The sequence below is a fragment of the Dyadobacter chenwenxiniae genome, assembly GCF_022869785.1.
Lineage (GTDB): Bacteria > Bacteroidota > Bacteroidia > Cytophagales > Spirosomataceae > Dyadobacter > Dyadobacter chenwenxiniae.
Genome location: NZ_CP094997.1, coordinates 7,107,521 through 7,126,781, shown reverse-complemented (window position 1 = coordinate 7,126,781; position 19,261 = coordinate 7,107,521). Strand labels below are relative to the sequence as shown.

The 19,261-nt window shown below is 46.3% G+C and carries 12 protein-coding genes; 4 read left to right on the top strand and 8 right to left on the bottom strand.

The annotated features are described in order from the left end of the window. Window positions 1-36: 36 nt before the first annotated feature. The gene (locus MUK70_RS30550; protein WP_234656610.1) at window positions 37-3,651 is read right to left on the bottom strand and encodes a PAS domain S-box protein; all 3,615 of its coding nucleotides are present in this window, start codon (window positions 3,649-3,651) and stop codon (window positions 37-39) included. Window positions 3,652-3,732: 81 nt separating this feature from the next. On the opposite strand from MUK70_RS30550, the gene rsmA reads away from it, so the two are divergent. Then, on the top strand, window positions 3,733-4,539 hold the full coding sequence (gene rsmA / locus MUK70_RS30545; protein ID WP_234607063.1) for a 16S rRNA (adenine(1518)-N(6)/adenine(1519)-N(6))-dimethyltransferase RsmA: 807 nt from the start codon (window positions 3,733-3,735) through the stop codon (window positions 4,537-4,539). Between the two features lie 68 nt (window positions 4,540-4,607). After that, entirely contained in the window at window positions 4,608-5,960 is a 1,353-nt protein-coding gene (mgtE, locus tag MUK70_RS30540; RefSeq protein ID WP_234607062.1) for a magnesium transporter, read from the top strand. A gap of 135 nt (window positions 5,961-6,095) precedes the next feature. On the opposite strand, the gene MUK70_RS30535 is transcribed toward mgtE, so the two are convergent. Next, window positions 6,096-7,523, bottom strand: a complete 1,428-nt coding sequence (locus MUK70_RS30535) for an L-serine ammonia-lyase (RefSeq protein WP_234656609.1) — start codon at window positions 7,521-7,523, stop codon at window positions 6,096-6,098. Window positions 7,524-7,629: 106 nt separating this feature from the next. On the opposite strand from MUK70_RS30535, the gene dtd reads away from it, so the two are divergent. Then, on the top strand, window positions 7,630-8,082 hold the full coding sequence (dtd, locus tag MUK70_RS30530) for a D-aminoacyl-tRNA deacylase (RefSeq protein WP_234656608.1): 453 nt from the start codon (window positions 7,630-7,632) through the stop codon (window positions 8,080-8,082). Between the two features lie 154 nt (window positions 8,083-8,236). Next, the gene (locus tag MUK70_RS30525) at window positions 8,237-8,563 is read left to right on the top strand and encodes a nucleotide pyrophosphohydrolase (protein ID WP_234607059.1); all 327 of its coding nucleotides are present in this window, start codon (window positions 8,237-8,239) and stop codon (window positions 8,561-8,563) included. Window positions 8,564-8,619: 56 nt separating this feature from the next. On the opposite strand, the gene odhB is transcribed toward MUK70_RS30525, so the two are convergent. The 6 genes from odhB to cmk all read right to left on the bottom strand — a co-directional run bounded on the left by odhB (window position 8,620) and on the right by cmk (window position 19,240). Further along, a complete protein-coding gene (gene odhB, locus MUK70_RS30520; RefSeq protein WP_234656607.1) occupies window positions 8,620-10,278 on the bottom strand; it encodes a 2-oxoglutarate dehydrogenase complex dihydrolipoyllysine-residue succinyltransferase in 1,659 nt (552 codons plus the stop codon). A 49-nt stretch (window positions 10,279-10,327) separates the two neighbouring features. Beyond that, window positions 10,328-13,090, bottom strand: a complete 2,763-nt coding sequence (locus MUK70_RS30515) for a 2-oxoglutarate dehydrogenase E1 component (RefSeq protein WP_234656606.1) — start codon at window positions 13,088-13,090, stop codon at window positions 10,328-10,330. Between the two features lie 111 nt (window positions 13,091-13,201). Beyond that, on the bottom strand, window positions 13,202-14,122 hold the full coding sequence (locus MUK70_RS30510; protein WP_234656605.1) for a PorP/SprF family type IX secretion system membrane protein: 921 nt from the start codon (window positions 14,120-14,122) through the stop codon (window positions 13,202-13,204). 103 nt (window positions 14,123-14,225) lie between these two features. Further along, window positions 14,226-17,444 (bottom strand): hypothetical protein, encoded by a 3,219-nt coding sequence (locus tag MUK70_RS30505; RefSeq protein ID WP_234656604.1) that lies wholly within the window; start codon window positions 17,442-17,444, stop codon window positions 14,226-14,228. A 16-nt stretch (window positions 17,445-17,460) separates the two neighbouring features. Further along, window positions 17,461-18,531, bottom strand: coding sequence for an NAD(P)/FAD-dependent oxidoreductase (locus MUK70_RS30500; protein WP_234656603.1), 1,071 nt, complete (start codon window positions 18,529-18,531; stop codon window positions 17,461-17,463). 1 nt (window position 18,532) lies between these two features. Beyond that, window positions 18,533-19,240, bottom strand: coding sequence for a (d)CMP kinase (gene cmk / locus MUK70_RS30495; protein WP_234607053.1), 708 nt, complete (start codon window positions 19,238-19,240; stop codon window positions 18,533-18,535). Window positions 19,241-19,261: the final 21 nt, after the last annotated feature.

Genomic DNA, 19,261 nt, shown 5'->3' with positions numbered 1-19,261 from the left:
ATAGATTAACGCCGGGATTTACCCGACGAGAAAATTTCACTTCAACCAGTCTTTTAACAGCCCTTCGTACGCGTTCAGGAACTTTTGGTAAGCCTTTTCCAATTGCGGAAGCGCCTCGGCGAGCGTACTCGTGTCATCCGATTTCAAGCGCCATTCTGCATCGCGCGCTATTTCGGCTACTTGTGCTACGCCCACAGTTCCGCCACTGCCTTTTAATGTATGCAAATTGCTTTTGATCGTTTTAATGTCGCCGTTGGCATAAGCCTCCAATGCGCCAGAAACCAGCTCATTGGATTCAGTAACAAAATCTTCAAACACAGACCACACAAGATCCGCCCCGCCTATGCTATTCAGCTGGTCGATGATTTCTTTGTCCAAAATTGGCAGAGCCACTTCCTGCGCAATTTCACGCTGCTTCGATTCCAGCTTGCGGCTCTCCACGTTGTTTATCAGATCTTTTACTTTAAGTATCAATGTTTGTGCGCGGATCGGTTTGGCGATGTAATCGTCCATGCCCTGGCTCATAAACCGGTCGCGGTCTTCCTTCATGGAATACGCGGTCATAGCAACGATTGGCGGCATGGAATCAGGGAAGCGTTTTTTGAGTTCCTGAGAAGTTTCCACACCATCCATATCCGGCATTTGGATATCCATAAAAATGATGTCGTAACTCAAGTCTGAAACTTTTCGCTTGGCCTCGACCATTTCAATCGCCTTGAAACCGCTTTCTGCAAGATCCACGTAGCAACCCGATTTTTTCAGGATTTCATTGGCCACCTTCCGGTTAACCGCGTTATCATCCACAAGCAGAATGGTAGGATGATAATCTGCAAAAACATTCTCGATCGGCGTTTCCTCCAATTGCACAATGTTGCTGGCCTGCGCGATGGAAGTCTCTTTTGTTTCAAATGTAAACCAGAATGTACTGCCCTCTCCTATCGTCGACTCGACGCCGATTTCACCGTGCATTAATTCGCACAATTGTTTGGAAATCGCCAATCCAAGTCCCGTTCCACCAAAAGATTTACGCGACGAGTTATCCAGCTGTGTAAATGACGTAAACAATATCTGTTTATCCATCGGACTGATCCCTATGCCCGAATCCTGAACCTCGACTTTGATTTTATGAAACAATCCGTCCTTTTTAACCAATGTCAAAAACAATGTAACTGCCCCATGATCAGTGAATTTCAATGCATTGGAAGTCAGGTTAGACAAGATCTGCAGTAACCTGGTCTGATCGGCAATGATGAATTTCGGAATTTCAGGCGCAATGTGATACGTAAGTGTGTTCCCTTTGCTTTTGGCTGTTTGTCCAAAAAGTGAGACGAGTTTCAGCAATAATTCTTCCGTCGCAATCGGCGCCTCATGCAGTTCCATCTTGCCGGCCTCGATTTTGGAAAGATCCAGAATGTCGTTCAGAATATTCAGTAAAGTTTCCGATGATCGCTTGATTGTTAACACATAATCCTTCTGCTCCACATCCAGCGGCGTTTCGCCCAGCAAGTCGATCATCCCGATCACCCCATTCATCGGCGTCCGGATTTCGTGGCTCATGTTGGCCAAAAAGCCTTCCTTAACCTTCAATGAGCGCTCTGCGTGTTCCTTTGCTTTCAGCAATTCCTGCTCGTTGCGTTTCAATTCAGTAATGTCCCGAGCGAGAACGGCGATTTCGGTCGGTTTGCCTTTGTCGTTCGTAAACATCAGCATGTTGATCATAAACTGCCTTTCCGTGCCATCTTTGCGGTAAAGCGAAATTTCGAAGTTACGTAAGCTCTTGCTTCTCCTTAGCCTGATCAATGCAGAATGTATCCGTTTTTTATCCGGGAAAAATTCAGTGATCTTGTGTCCTATGACTTCACCAGGCAAGTAACCAAGCCTTTTCAGCACGGATTGGCTGATCATCGTGATCTCACCCAGACGATTAATCCGGCAATAAATGTCTTGCAGGTTTTCAAAAATCCCACGGAAAAGCTCCTCGCTATGCCTCAATGAAAGCTCGGCCTCTTTACGCCGCGTAATGTCGCGCGCTATTCCCGAAACCTCCTCAATCACGCCGTCCGCATAGTGGATTGGATTCAGGTAAAATTCCAGCCACATTTCGCCCTGGTCTTTCCGATCTATTTTAAATTCAAAATATTGCGGTTCCCCTTTTAATGCTTGCCTGTATTTGGTTTCAAGTGTCCTGCGGTTGCTGTTACCAACCATTCGCCAGCCAAATTTCTCCGCGCTGGACTGCAATGATGGCCTTACACCAAGCTGATTCTGAATCAGATCCGCATAATTCCTGTTAAATGAGGTCAGCTGCAATGATTTGTTAACCGACCATATCAGGTGGGAACTGCTGTCAAAAATCGCATTCAACCGCGCAAGATATTTGCTAAGCTCTTCTTCACTTTGTTTCCGCGCAATCGCCATCGCGACCTGTCCCGAAATAAACTCCAGCAACTCCAAATCCCTGGCATCGAACATATTAGGATCATCGTAGGATTTTACACCAATGATGCCCGTAACACGGTCGCCTACCCGCAAGGGCACGCACAGGAGCAATTTTGGCGTGACGCCGTATAAATAAAGGCTGTTTGTTTTAGCCAGTTCTTCTATTTTCTCTCCTGATAAAAAAAGCGGTTTATTGGACGCAATGGCATATTCCGTCACTCCATTGCCCAGTTTTCTTTTGGTAAACTTTACATTTCCCTGAAAATATTGATCCACATAATAAGGGAAATAAATGTAGCTTTTGCTGGGATCGTAAAGCGCAATGAAGAAGTTTTTTACGTCGATGATCTTACCTAACGCTTCGTGAATGCTATGATAAAAATCATCGAGATTTTGCGTATTAACCGTCCAGTTCGCAATGCTGTAATACAGGTTTTGCGCCTTTTCAGCCCTTATTTTTTCTGTAAAGTCATTTAGAATGCAGCGGAATGCGGTGGGTTTACCATTATCAAACCGGCAATTGACACTTCCTGCAACAAAGACTTTTTTGCCTTCCCTGCTTAGGAAAACAGTCTCAAAATTCGCATTGGAATGGCCTTGCTCTATCAGTTTCAGCTGCGCCAGTGCCTGCTCTTTATGCTGCGGATGCAGAATGTCTTCCATCCGCATGGACGCAATTTCATCCAGTCCATAGCCCAGCACTTCGCGCCAGGCTTTATTTACAAATATGAATTTCCCGTCAATCGCAACAAGCTGGATCAGATCGCTCGTGTTGTCCACCAGATCCTGCAACTGCGAATTGGATTTGGCAATGGACGACTCCATCCTGCGGCGCCGCGTAATGTCGTCACCCACCAGAGTCACACATTCCACCTCGTCCTGCTCGCGGTGCATGAGCACGCTATTGATCGAAAACGTTCTTAATGTGCCTTTTTGTGCCAAAAAGGGAACTTCCCGCTGTTCAAGTTTCCGTTTTCCCTGAATTCCTTCTTCCAGCATCTGCCGGATTTCGTGCTCTTCTTCCTTGGGGATGAGTTTATCAAAAATGCTGTGCCCCAACAGATCCGACTCCTGCCAGCCCGTTTTCATTAAAGCGTGCGCACTAATATTACGGATGATGAAGTCCGGAGAAAAAGTAATTCCAATCAGGTTCAGATGCTGAAGTGTAGCGTGTATAGTCTGCCAATCGGTATGGGACAAGATCATTTCCATAGTATCTCGATAATCGCACTTTTAAGATTCCTTCCTATTCTTTATTCGATAAATCTACGAATTAAGCCGTAATTTTGGTTCGTGAAAACAAATTATAAAAAGCGCGACGATTCCAAAGTGAGGGCCAAAAAGCATTTGGGCCAACACTTTCTGAAAGACTTAAATATTGCTCAGCGGATCGTTGACGGCCTCTCGGGACATAATGGTTACGGCAAGGTTCTGGAGATAGGCCCCGGCATGGGTGTTCTCACCCAGTTTCTTATCCCTAAGGACACATTCAGCACTTATGTGATTGAAATTGACACCGAATCGGTTGCCTATTTAAAGAAACATTACGAAAGTCTGACGCCCAGGATCATTGAGGGCGACTTCCTGAAATTCAATCCGGCAGACTATTTTTCGGAGCCTTTTGCCATCATTGGTAACTTCCCGTACAACATTTCCTCACAGATCTTTTTCCGCGCATTACAAATCCGGGATCAAATCCCGGAGGTCGTTTGTATGCTGCAAAAGGAAGTGGCTATGCGCATTGCGTCTCCGCCGGGAAATAAGGATTATGGCATTTTGAGCGTTCTATTGCAGGCATTTTATGATATAGATTACCTGGTTTCTGTGCCGCCGGGCGCATTTGATCCGCCTCCCAAAGTCCAGTCCGGTGTGATCCGGCTGCGGAGAAATGCGGTTGCAGCATTGGATTGTGATGAAAAAATGTTTTTCCGGGTTGTGAAAACAGCTTTTAACCAAAGGAGGAAAACACTTCGCAATGCATTGAAACCCATTGGTGAATTTCCCGAAAATCCGTTGCTGACCAAACGGGCCGAGCAGTTGAGCGTTGCGCAGTTCGTGGAGCTTACGAAACTCGCCCAGGAATTGCAGCCGCAAATCTGAAAATGCCTTTAAAAAGTATATAATCCAGCCAGGAGCCATTCTGCTAATTGCTAAAAGCTTAGGGAACAATGACGTTTGAATTAACCAAGGAATACGTAGAGCACATTCAGGAACTGATTGAGAAAGAGGATTCTGCTTCCATCAGGACAGAGACAGAGAGCCTTTTTCCCGCGGATATAACCGGTCTGTTATCAGAGTTGGAAACAGAAAGTGCCAAATTCCTGATCACGCAGCTGGATGTGGAACGCGGGGCGGAGATCCTTGCGGATATGGACCCCAACGAGCGCCGGGAGTTTTTGAAAGCATTCACGTCGGAGGAAATCTCCCATTTTGTCAACCTTTTTGATTCTGATGATGCGGTGGACTTGCTGAATGAGCAGCCTATCCGCGTCCGTGAAGAAGTAATTGCCTTGCTGGAAGACCGCGAACAAGCGCGTTTTATCCTGGATCTGCTGCATTATGATGAAGATGTAGCAGGTGGTTTGATGCAGAAAGAGTTGGTGAAAGCCAATGTCAATTGGAATGTAAATCAATGCATTGAAGAACTCCGCAAGCAGGCAGAAGATGTCGGGAAGGTTTATGCGGTGTATGTTGTGGATGATTTTGGCAAGTTGCTTGGCATTCTTTCATTGAAAAAAATCGTCCTTGCGCATAAGAATACACGCATTGAAAGTCTGTACGATAAAGACGTTATTTTCGTAGAAACATATCGCCCAGCCGAAGAAGTCGCCGAACTCATGCAGCGCTATGACCTTGACGCACTGCCTGTTGTGAATGTTCAGGGTAAACTTTTAGGCCGGATCACCATTGATGACGTGATTGACGTGATCACCGATCAGGCCAGTTCCGATACGCTGGCTATGGCTGGTATTACGGGTGATGTGGAAGAAGATGACACGATCTGGCAGCAAACCAAAGCACGTTTACCGTGGCTTTTGGTAGGCATGATGGGGGGGATTCTGGCCGCGAAATTTATCAGTTTTTTTGAGGGAGATTTGAAGATTGTCCCTGCTATGGCTGCTTTTATCCCGATTATCGGATCAACCGGCGGGAATGTGGGCATTCAGACCTCTTCTATTATTTTGCAAAGCCTGGCTGACAAAACGGGCTTGGACACAACAGTTGGTCAGCGATTGATCCGAATGTTTGCCGTTGCATTTATCAATGGGATTATCATCAGCACCATTGTATTTGGATTTAATTTATTGATTGGCAATGATGTACAGCTTGCATTCGTCGTTTCAGCAGCATTGATGTCCGTAGTTTTCCTGGCATCGTTTATGGGCACCATGACGCCAATTTTATTAGAAAAAATAGGCATCAACCCCGCAGTCGCATCAGGCCCATTTATCACCACAGCCAATGATTTGATCGGCTACGGCGTATATTTCGGACTAGCACATTTGCTACTCAATCTATAAAAACAAAGAATAAGTATAAAATTCCACTCAGCGCAAAGGCACCCACTCATTCATAGCAACGGCGCCCCACTCATTCAGCGCAACGAAGCCCGCTCATTCAGCGCAACGGCGCCCGATCATTCACTCATTTAACATTCAACATTCACTCAAACTAATCGGAATATTAACCGCCAACCCGCCCTCCGAAGTTTCCTTATAGCGGTTGTTCATATCCAACGCCGTTTCCCACATCGTGTGCACCACATTGTCCAGTGACACTTTCGCATTGTCAGGGTTACTTTGCAGAGCCAGCTGACAAGCCGTAATCGCCTTGATCGCCCCCATTGTATTTCGTTCGATGCACGGAATCTGCACCAAACCACCCACAGGATCGCAGGTGAGGCCTAAATGATGCTCCATAGCAATTTCGGCAGCCATTAAACATTGCTCGACCGTTCCACCCGAAACCTGAGCCAGTCCAGCTGCCGCCATTGCAGAAGAAACGCCGATTTCAGCCTGACAACCACCCATAGCAGCCGAAAGCGTAGCGCCTTTTTTGAAGATGCTGCCAATTTCACCGGCTGTAAGCAAGAATCTAAACACATCTTCATCTGTCCCACCGCCAAAAGTAAGATGATATTGAATCACCGCCGGAATCACACCAGCCGAGCCATTTGTAGGTGCGGTAACTACGCGACTGTAAGAGGCGTTTTCCTCATTTACGGCCAATGCGAAGCAGCTTACCCAATCCAATGTATATTTAAAACCGCCCCCCCCACGTCTGATCGCGTCCATCCAATCGTCGCAGCCAACGCAAACGAAGTCATTTAAAAGTTTCTGATTCAGAGCTGCCGCGCGACGCTGCACATTCAGACCGCCCGGCAAAACCCCATTCGTTTGACAACCATGGAAAATGCTTTGCTGCATCACATGCCAGATGTTCATCAGGTCACATCTGACCATGTCTTCATTTTTCCAAACCTTTTCATTTTCCAAAACGATTTCCCAGATGGGCCTCCTTGAAATATTATGCCATTTGAGCAAGTCCGCGGCCTGGTCAATCGGATAAGGAAGATCAACGCATGTCTTCACCTCATCGTCCGCCTTGCCTTCCTGAATAACGAAGCCACCGCCAACTGAATAGTAAGTTTCCTCTATCTGCCCCGTTGATTCGCAATTGGCAATGAATGTGAGGCCATTGGGATGGAAGGGAAGCGTTTCGTTTTTATGAAAGATAATGTTCTCTTTCGGGGCGAAAACCACCCGCATGTCGCCGGGGAGCATGATGCATTCCTTTGAAGCTATTTCAGCCAGGATTGCATCAATATTTTCCGTCTTAACTGTAACCGGATCGTAACCGCTTAGCCCCAGAATAACAGCAATATCCGTCCCATGCCCTTTCCCTGTTTTCGCCAAAGAACCATAAAGATGAATGTCAACCGCCCGCACCTTATCTAGCCCACATTGCTCGTGAACAGCTTGTAAAAATTGCTGCGCCGCCCGCCAGGGCCCAAGTGTATGCGAACTGGAAGGTCCAATCCCAATCTTAAAAATATCAAAAACGGATATGCGTTCTTCTTTCATTGATTATTGAAGTTGGCTTAGGTAAAGTTAGCGAGACTTTCCAGGTTTTGGAAACCTGGAAAGTCTTGGGCTACCTTTACGGAACGCTAATTTAAGCTTAGTTAATATGATCGCAGTAATCCAACGCGTGACCAGCGCGTCCGTTACAATTGAGGGGAAAGTTGAGGGAGAGATTCAGAGGGGATTCCTGGTCCTTTTAGGCGTCACACACCTTGATAACCGGGAGGATGTGGAATGGCTGGGAAAAAAAATCGTTGGTCTGCGGGTTTTTGGTGATAGCGACGATAAGATGAACCTGGACCTTAGATCAGTGGATGGGGACATTCTTCTGATCAGCCAATTTACATTACACGCGAGCACAAAGAAGGGAAACCGGCCATCGTTCATCGAAGCCGCCAGACCGGAAGCCGCCATCCCGCTTTATGAAGGGATGATCTCCTTCCTGGAAACAGAACTGGGCAAACCCATCCAACGCGGAATCTTCGGAGCAGACATGAAAGTAGCATTACTAAACGACGGCCCTGTAACAATCATCATTGATTCAAAAAACAGGATTTAATCCAACATCTATTCCAAACCGCCCTCAATTATTAATTATCATCGCCCACCTATATTCACTCATCCCAACATTCACTCATTCACTCATTCACTCATTCAACATTCAATCATTCAACATTCAATCATTCAACATTCAATCATTCAAAATTAAACCAATGACCATCCAAGAAGCACAATCGCAAGTCGATAACTGGATCAAAACCTACGGTGTCCGTTATTTTTCCGAGTTAACCAATATGGCGATCCTCACGGAAGAAGTGGGCGAACTTGCCAGAATTATGGCCAGAACTTACGGCGACCAATCATTTAAAAAATCGGATCTGGGCAAAGACCTGGGCGATGAGATGGCGGATGTAATGTGGGTCCTGATTTGCCTTGCTAATCAGACGGGCATTAACCTGACCGAGGCTTTTGAGAAAAATATGGCCAAGAAAACAGAGCGGGATAAAGACAGGCACAAGGATAACGCCAAATTGAGCTAAACAAAAAAGAGAGCCAGGTGACCAGGCTCTCTTTGTATTATAACGCAATATTGAAATTACATATCGAGTAGTAACCTCATTGGATCTTCAAGTAATTGCTTCACGCGAACCAGGAAGCTTACCGAATCCTTACCGTCAATCGTACGGTGGTCATAAGAAAGTGCCACGTACATTATCGGACGCACAACGATCTGACCGTCAACAACAACTGCGCGTTCAACAATGTTGTGCATTCCTAAAATTGCAGACTGCGGCGCATTGATGATCGGTGTGGAAAGCATTGAACCGAATGTTCCTCCATTGGTAATCGTGAACGTTCCACCAGACATCTCATCCAGTCCAAGTTTCCCATCACGCGCACGCACGGCCAGGCGAACGATTTCCTTCTCCACCGCTGCGAATGACAATGTCTCAGCATTACGGATCACAGGAACAACCAAGCCGCGAGGCGTTGAAACTGCTACGGAGATATCGGCGTAATCGTTGTAAACCAGCTCCTCGCCATCCATATAAGCATTAATAACCGGGAAGTCTTTCAACGCAACGGTTACTGCTTTCACAAAGAATGACATAAAGCCTAAACCAACTTCATGCTTCTCTTTGAATTTATCTTTGAATTTTGAACGCACGTCCATCACAGGCTTCATATCCACCTCGTTGAACGTTGTAAGCATCGCTGTTTCATTTTTCACAGCAACCAGACGGCGTGCAATGGTCTTACGCAAGGACGACATTTTCTCACGACGCTGACCTCTCGCTCCTGCTGGGGCTGATGCGGCTTGCGCAACTGGTTTAGCTGCGGCAGGTTGTGAAGCAGGGGCTGATTCCGCAGGCTTGCTACCCGCTTTCAGCGCATCGTCTTTCATGATTCTGCCACCCGAACCTGATCCGTTTACGTCTTTTGGATCAATTCCTTTTTCAGCTAAAATTTTCGCTGCAACGGGTGAAGCGTGTTTTTCGCTGTATGCTTTATCGGCTCCGGCTGTTTCTCCGGACGGTGCGGCTGCTTGCGGCTGAGAAGCAGATGTTGATGCTTGCGCTCCACCGGCTCCCGGCTCAATGGTGCAAATAACTGCGCCAATTGATAATGTCTCACCTTCTTTTCCAACGATCCGCAGCGTTCCTGCTGCTTCCGCTGGCAATTCAAATGTTGCTTTATCAGATTCCAGCTCGCAAAGGATTTCATCGACTTCTACATGATCACCATCTTTTTTGCTCCAGGAAGCAATGGTAACCTCTGTTATCGACTCTCCCACTGCCGGGACTTTCATTTCATATGCCTTTCCACCACTCGCAGGCGCAGCCTGGGCTGGCGTGGCAGCAACTGGCGCAGCGGCGGCTGGCGCAGCCGCGGCTGGTTCACCGGCTTTATCTTCAATCTTATCGGCAGCCGATTCCTCAGCGGCGGAAGCAGCTGGTGCAGCAGCGTTAGCCGCAGTTTCCTGTTTAGGAGCACTATCTTTCGACGCACCGTTTGCAGCTGAATCGATGGTTGCAATCAGGTCGCCAATGTTCAGCGTATCGCCTTCTTGTGCTTTGATGTGCAGGACGCCTTCTGCTTCTGCTGTTAATTCAAATGTCGCCTTATCCGAATCAAGCCCGCAAATGACCTCATCCATTTTCACAAAATCGCCATCATTTTTGAACCAGTTTCCTATTGTAACCTCTGTAATGGACTCGCCAACGGGCGGTACTTTTATCTCAATTTCAGCCATTTTATGTGCAATCTTGTTATCGAACTAAGTGTCTAAATTTATAGGAATATCATTCAAAAGCTCTGCTAATAATCTCCGCCTGCTCTTTCGCGTGGATTTTGGAGAAACCTGTGGAAGGCGAAGCGCTTGATACGCGGGCGATCACCTGTAAAGGTTTCGCGCCTTTGTACATTCTTAACATGAATGTCCAGCCACCCATGTTGAAAGGTTCTTCCTGCACCCAATATACTTTTGCATTTGGATATTGTGCCAAATGCGCATCGATCTGGCTTTGTGGGAACGGATGCATTTGTTCAAGACGGATAATGGCAACATCATCGCGCTTATCGGCCTGTTGCTTTTCATAAAGCTCATAATATAGCTTTCCAGTGCATAGCAACACTTTCTTCACTTTTTTAGGATCTGCATAAGTGTCCCCGATGGTTTCCTGAAACGAGCCGTTAACAAGACTGTCAATCGGCGAAACGCACAGGGGATGTCTTAGCATTGATTTTGGCGACATCACCACCAAGGGCTTGCGGAATGGGAATTTCAACTGTCTGCGCAGCAAATGGAAGAAGTTTGCGGGCGTTGTAACATTCGCAACGATCAGGTTATAGTTGGCTGAAAGTTGCAAATAACGCTCCGGACGTGCATTGGAGTGCTCTGGCCCCTGGCCTTCGTAACCGTGTGGCAGCAACATAACCAATCCCGTCCAGCGATCCCATTTGGTTTCACTGGATGTAACAAACTGATCGATAATAACCTGCGTACCATTGGCAAAGTCACCAAACTGTGCTTCCCAAATCACCAGTGCATTTGGGTTTGCCATGGAGTAACCAAACTCAAAACCCAAGACGCCGTATTCCGAAAGCAGCGAGTTGTAGATCATAAACCGGCCCTGATCTTCCTGAATATGTTCCAGATTGCTATAAGGCGCATTCGTCTCAACATCCCTAAGGACTGCATGTCGGTGCGAGAATGTTCCGCGCTGTACGTCCTGTCCACTTAATCTTACGATATTGCCGTCAGTCAGGATGGAGCCGTAAGCCAGCAACTCGGCTGTGGCCCAGTTCACTTCTTTTTTATCAAATATCATTTGCTCACGATCTTTGAGCAACTTGTCAATCTGTTTCAGGCGATTGAAATTCTCGGGCGTGCTTATCAGAGCCTTGCCAATTTTTTCCAGCGTTTCCAATGGGACACCGGTTTCCGGTGACTTTTCAAAATCTTCTGGCTTCGCCTTACGAAGCGTATGCCACTCCTGCTCTAATTTAGGCATTGTATAGGGCAATGCTTTTTGCTTCACCATATCCAATCTTTCTTGCAGGAGTTGCTTAAACTCTTTGTCCATATTAGCCGCTAGCTGCGCATCTACATCACCACGGTCTGCAAGGGTTTTTTGATAAATTTCCCTGGGATTCTGGTGTTTTTCAATCGATTTGTAGAGAACAGGCTGCGTAAATTTCGGTTCGTCCGCCTCATTGTGACCATGACGGCGATAGCAAACCATATCAATGAAAATGTCCTTATTGAACTTCTGACGATATTCCACCGCCAGTCGCATACAGAACACAACGGCCTCAGGATCATCACCATTCACGTGCAATACAGGCGCATCGACGATCTTGGCAATGTCGGTGCAGTAAATGCTTGATCTTGCATCAATAAAGTCCGTCGTAAAACCAACCTGGTTATTGATCACAAAGTGGATGGTTCCACCTGTGTAATAGCCATTTAGTGCAGACATTTGGGTAACCTCATAAACAATTCCCTGACCTGCAACCGCTGCATCACCGTGGATCAGAACCGGCAAAACGCGGTCATAATCACTGTCATACATGCCATCGGCCCGCGCACGGATGTAACCTTCTACAACCGGGTTAACAGCTTCCAGGTGAGATGGGTTAGGTGCTAGTTTCAAGTGTACTTTTTCACCATTCTTGGTTGTGATCTGGCTTGCGAAACCCATGTGGTATTTCACGTCACCGTCACCCCAGACCTGGTCGGGCAGGTTACCTTCAAATTCGTTGAAGATCTGTCCGTACGTTTTTTGCATGACGTTGGCAAGCACGTTCAGGCGGCCACGGTGTGCCATCCCGATCATCACCTCCACAACGCCCATTTCAGCGGCCTTATTGATCATCGCGTCCAATGCGGGAATTGTGGTTTCGCCACCTTCCAGTGAAAAACGCTTTTGACCTAAATATTTTGTATGAAGGAAATTTTCAAAAACAACGGCCTCGTTTAACTTGGAAAGAATATGTTTTTTCTCATCAATAGAAAAACTCATATTCAATGCTTCCTTCTCTATTTTCTTGCGCAACCAGCTTTTTTGCTCGCGGTCGCGGATGTATAAATATTCGAAACCAATGTTCCTGGTATAAATCGTTGTCAGGGAATCGACGATCTCCCGCAATGTTGCTGGCCTGCCGAAAACCTCCACACCTGCTTCAAAAACCGAATCAAGGTCTTCGTTACCGAGGTTAAAATCGGCGATATCAAGCTGTGGTTGACGATCTTTACGCTTCTGAATCGGGTTGGTAGTGGCCAATAAGTGCCCTCTTGACCTGAAACCACGGATCAGGTGAACCACCTCCATTTCCTTGCGGATACGGGCTGGACCAACTTTGGATATTGCGGCTGCTTCCTTGCCATTGGCAGCGCCATTGACGTGGCCGTTGCCATTAACAGGATACTTTTGTGAGAAGTCGAAACCTTCAAAAAATTTCTGCCAGCCTTCGTCTACGGAAGCTGGATTCTGCTTATAGGAATTGTACAATTCCTCTATGTAAGCGCCGTCGGAATTTGCTATATATGTGTATTTATCCATCACAAAAGTGAGTATTTCATTTACCGCACAAAGGTACGAGAGTTATTAAAACATTACGAAAAAATTCTCCTTTTAACTTGGGCTGAAACGATTGCTGACGTTTCTGCCGCGTTAGTATTTTTGAAATCCGTTAGGACTCGGTACAAATTTCAGCATCAGTTCGTGGATGCCTTTGGGGCCTGAATAGGAGGCGTAAATTTGCTCGGCCTGTCGCGTGCTGTAAAAGTATCCTAACCTTATATTCCTCCCTGCCTGCACTTCTGCCGAAACCTGCAAATAATCCACTTTCCCTGAAAACGATTTATAACCTCCGCCAGCCCGATACGACGCTCCTATGCCCACTTTTTCATTAAACCAAAACCGGCTGCCAACATCAAAGCGCAACGCATGGTCTTTTTCCTGGACAAATAAAATGTGTGGCAACAGCATCACGTCATCATTCAGTTCATAACTGCCACCGGCCATTATATATAAGGGACGACGATAAACGTTCGATATTGCCTGACCGCCAAAATTCTGCGCTAATAGTTCCGGCTTGGAAAGCCCAAAATACAGACGATCGGAACGCAGCCAAGCCCCGAGTCCGAAACTTCCCAGCACCGTATTATTTCTGGGTGAGGTTAAATCCACCACCGGAAGCACATTAATGCCACCTTGCGCACCAAGTCCCAGTTTCCATTGATCTGAAATGCCCAGGTGAAACGCAAACGATCCCGAAAAGCCCGTTGTGGTGAAAAAGCTCGTCTGATCGTTCAATGCCATAAAACCTATTCCAAACTTCCCATTGGCAACCGTTCCATCTGCTGTGAATGTCTGGCTGGATGGCGAATTTTGAATGTTAAACCATTTTCTACGAAACATTGCGGTCATATTGAATGTCTCACGGACGCCGGTAAAGCCGGGATTAATAGTCATCGGGCTTTGCACATATTGTTCGTAAAGAACCTCTCTTTGGGCAAAAGCAGTCTGAGCGCTTGCAGCAAAGAATAACAACAGGCCAAGGTTTACTTTGTTTAAGAAATGTGTGTTCATGAGAATGAATTAAATATGTAATGAATAAACTAAAAATGGCAAGAGAGGTTATCCCTTGCCAATCTAAAGAACCTGAAATTTTGATTTTATACTGATTTTCTAATCAAAAATCATAACCTAATGTCACGTAAGGAACAGCCTTGTTAGTGTAACCATTGTCAACTCCCCATGCGTAATCGAACTTGGCATAGAAGCCGAACAATGTGGTCCTGGCACCTACTCCGTAGCCCATTAAGTAAGGATTTTTGAAGTTGGTAACCGTCGCCCGGAACGGATCCTCCTCGGTTCCAATAATTTGCGTATTCAAACTGTTATTTTCACTGAATGGCCCCTTACCCGTCCACGCCGTCCCGATATCGCCGAACCCGACAATCTGGAAGTTGCGCAGGAAGCTTGAAGTGATCGCCCCGCGATATAAATATTTTACCAATGGAATTCTCAGTTCTGCGTTCAGCAACATGTAGCTTGTTCCTGATAACCTGTTCAGCTTAAAGCCCCGAAGGTTGGTTGCAAAATCGGCAAAGAAAATGTCGCGGTTGTCTTTCTGGAAATCCAGAGGATTTTCGCCTGTGCGGATTTCCTTCTTATTTCCGATCCAGTTTTCCATTCCGCCCAGGATGTTCTGTTTTGGCGCCTTACCACCTGAATGGCTGGCCGAAGCACGAACCGCTAAAATCAGATCGCGGTGGATTTTTTGGTAATGACGAAAATCGAGGCTAACGCGGTTGAAGCTTTCGTTACCGTTCGTAAGACCTTGTTGCAGGTCATAACGAATCTTAAAACGTGTTCCTTCCATCATGTTCATGCCATTCACCCTTGTGTTATCAAACACGTATTCACTTCTCAAACCGCCGTAGCTGGAAGCCAGGTCAGGATTTGGGAGCAAATACACGTCGATCATGCGCGTGGAACTGAACATCGGGGATAATGAAAAACGGCTGGTTGTCGAGAATGGATAGGAAGCTGTAAACATCAATTGGTTAAAGCGATATTTTTGCGGTGCCCCTTCCGAGTCGATGTAAAGGCTTTTTCTGTCCATCCGCAGTCCAAAGTCGATGCGATATGTGTTATTGTTATATTCTGCAAAAAGATCGCTGTTCCGGAAATTGGACGAGATGAAAAGTCCGGCTTTAATGACGTGATTTTCTAAAAGATCATTCATCGAAATGGATTGCGCATAGCCAAATCCTCTGATGGGATCAATGCGCCAGTCGGAACTTGCGTCATTGGTAATGAACAAGCCCTTGTAAGGGTAAGGTCCCTTAACAGCGATGTTTTCACGCGTTGCTTTCGATCTGGTCAGGGCGCTGGAAGTGCTCGGGAATGTTCCTCTGCGTTGTCTGGATTCGAATGATTTCAGCACATCCTCGTCAAATTCATAATTATCGGTGTCCACTTCACCTTCTTTTAACGCGATCTTAGGCGTTTGCACTGGTTTTGCCTGTACTGCCGAATCCGCTTTCGGGGCAGCAGCATTGCCGGATGCTCCAGTGGTTGTACCAGCTGCCTGCGCATCGCTCATTGCTGGGGTAGAAACCGACGTATTGATGTCAAATGAGTTTTTAAATGCTGCGGTGTAATAACCGTCGTTCAAATAAGTGTAAGCCAATCCGCCACCCGACTTTGTCGTCAGATCCGCATTTCTGATATTTTGAATATAATTGGTCAGTTGCGAGTTGGTATTGCCGGCACGGTTGAATTTGTACAGATTACTTATGCCTTTCGCATTGGAAAGATAAACTATGTCATTTTCGTCCGCGTAAACGGGTAAGGTCTTGGTTTTCCCATCGGTTTGAACCAGTTTCAGCAGGTTATCAGACTTCGGAGTTCCGTCGTGCTCAAAAATGGTAAATGAGCTGGAAATGGACTTATAATTGCCCTTATCTCCCGTTCCGAGTGAGTCCAGCGGCCTGTTTGAAGAAAAAACAACCCTGCGTGATGATCCCTGAACAAAACGCGGTGAGAGGTCATCGTAAAGGTCGCTGGTCAACGGCAATGCAGAAGCCCTTGCAACGCTGATCAGGTAAAGGTCATTTTGTCCGCCTTTGTCCGCGCTTACAGCCAACATTGTTCCATCATGCGAAACATCCATGTCCACAATCTGATCCAGGCCGCGAATGTTGCGTTTCAACTTAACCTTGACCTTTTTTGTGCCGAGATTTTCATACTGATAAAAATTCTTGCGGTCGTTTTCAGTGGCCAGGATGGATAGCACGTTGTTCCTTGACCAGCCCAAAAGCGGTGGCTGCGATTTAACTCTTCCGCCAATAAAGTCAAGCTTACCCTGGCGAACGATTTTCTTACTTCCGGTCTCGCTATCAAACAAATAAACCCGGTAACGACCATTTTTTATTTCACTAACTGCGGTAAATTTCTTATCCGGAGACACCTTAATCACCGCACTTGCATCCGAAACACTGAATTCGTTCAGCTTGTATTTCCAGGTTGGATTGGGATCGGCGTAAAATTGCTCCGCGTTTTTGTTTTGGTTCAAATAGTATGCTTTCCAATCGCGTAAAAAACGGTTGTAAGACTGGATTCCCAAAGTGCTTGTAATGCTGGTCTGTTCTGTCCGGATGATCCGAGTGAGGTTAAGAATGTCCGATATTTTGTCTTTTCCGTAGCGCTCGGCAATGTAATTCCAGATCGAGTGACCGATCAATGTTGCGTCGTTGCCTGTCATTAACGTTGGCTTGCGCACATTGCGGTTTTTGAAAAAATCACGCATGTAATCGTTCAACTCCGGCGACCAGCCTTCCGCAATGTAAGCGGCGGTTCCGGACATAAACCATTCAGGAAGCGTCAGAAGCAATGAACTTTGCAAGGCTTCCTTCATATTTCCGCCGTATAGCATGTCATAAACAAACAAAAGGGTGATGTCCTTTACCAGCTTTTTGCGGAAGCCGATCTGGTCCCCAGTGTACGCAACTTCCACACGCGACTGAGAAAGATCCAGTTTCTGCTCATTCAGGTTGTCCAATGTCGACAGCCCCATATTGCTCTGTTCCAGCTCGGCGGGAGAATTGTAAAGGAAGATTTTCACACGGCTATATGGAGTCCAACCCAGGATATCCGTTATCTTATCAAATTCACTTTCAGCATATTGCGCAGTCAGCTTGGCAAGTGCGGTTCCGCCCTGATAGTGATAGATCTCGAAATTGGTTGTTTTGAATATCTTCCAATTGAAGGTCTTGTACTGGACCCTGTTTTTCCCAAAAGTTTCCTGAGAGGGGTAGCGTTGCGCTTCTGATTCGGTAAATAATCCTAAAACTGCTAAAAGACCGACCGAAAAGGTTAACTTGTATATAGATTTTATGCTCATAGTGCTAAGGCTGACTTCAACGGAAATATAACGAAAAATACCGCTGAATATTAACTAGCGGATTCAATTCTTTCCCGTTTTCCAAATGTTGGGCGAGCTCGTTTGCAAAAAACGGCGCCAGCGTCACACCTTTCGTGCCTAAGCCATTGAAAATGGCAACATTATCGTATTCCGGATGCACACCAATCAATGGCCTGCGATCCCTGACAGACGGCCTGATCCCGGCCACTTCGGACTTAACCTGATAAGGAATTTTCAGCAGCGTATCGAGCTTTTCTTTCAGCTCAGCGGTTGCCTCTTCGGTAGGTTCCCAATCCAGCGGCTCCCAGGAATAAGTGGCCCCTACCCGGCTGACCTTTTCGCCCACCGGAAACATAAAAATCCCCTGGTTCACGATGTAATCCTGTAACGCAACATCCGTCTCAATTTCAAGGATCTGGCCTTTGACAGGTGTAAAGGGAAGCCAGCTGAAAAAATCGTTTTCCAAAGCCATAAATCCCTGGCATAACACCAGTTTTCCAAACGTCTTGCCTTTCCAGACAATCGCCTCTTTTGAAACAGATAACCCATTGAATTCAAACTGCTCGTCAACGAGCCAATCGTTTTCGAGAAAGTAATTTCGGCTCTGCTCCAATAGTAAAGGCAGATCGATCCATCCTGATTTTATAACCTCCAAACCGCCAAAATCCGCATGAATATAGTCTGATAAATCAGCCAAATCACCGCTTTGCTTAATATAGAAAGCGATTGTTGGATCTGCGGTCTGGGCCAGATAAGTGTTTTGTTCGGTAATGGAGCGAAACGGCCTGTAAATGGGCGCCTGATGAACGATCTTCTCACCGAAAATCGCTTCCAGATAGCTATAAAAACCTTTGGCGTAGGGAAAAAGGTCGTCTGCAAGCCAGGTTTTCACCAGTTTTTTACCCGTTAAGGGATTGAAAATACCAGCGGCAACTTTGGAAGAAGATGGCGCGCCTGAATTATTGATGATCAGGATTTTTTTTCCAAGGTCTAATAAATGCATCGCTAGCGAAGTGCCTGCAATGCCTTGACCAACAATCAGATAATCGTAATCATGATCTTCCATATCAGGCTTTACCGGCTTTCCTGCGCAATGATAACCCGATCTGCTCGTCGGCCAGCCGGACAACCATTTCAACTTGCTCGTCGAGCGTCATCAGCGAATTATCAATGTATATAGCATCTGCTGCTTGTCGTAGCGGACTTTCCGCACGTGTTGTGTCAATATAATCGCGCATTTTGAGATTTTCGGCAATTTCGGCAAGCCCTATCAACTCGCCTTTTTCAAGTAATTCGAGCTGCCTTCTTTGCGCGCGGATTAATGGGTCAGCAGTCATGAATATTTTCAGTTCCGCCTGAGGAAAAACGACGGTCCCGATATCACGGCCGTCCATGACGATGCCTTTTGTTTTGCCCATACGTTGTTGCTGCGCCACCAATGCATGCCTGACCTCCGCAATCGCACTCACGTCACTCACTTTTTCGGAAACGTACATTTTGCGGATCTCATCCTCCACATTCAGCCCGTTCAGGTAAGTGTCATTCCGCCCAAGTTCGGCGTGCCTGCGGAATGAAATATGGATATTATTGAGTGCTGCCTCTGTTTCTTTGGGGTTGGTGAGGCCAATGTGATTTTGTATAAAATACAATGTAACAGCACGATACATTGCACCAGTATCAATATAGGGGTAATTCAGCTGCTTTGCAACCAGTTTCGCAGTTGTGCTTTTGCCACAGCTGGAATAGCCATCAATCGCAACAATTATTTTGGGCATATGGATGAATCTTGTGTTTGC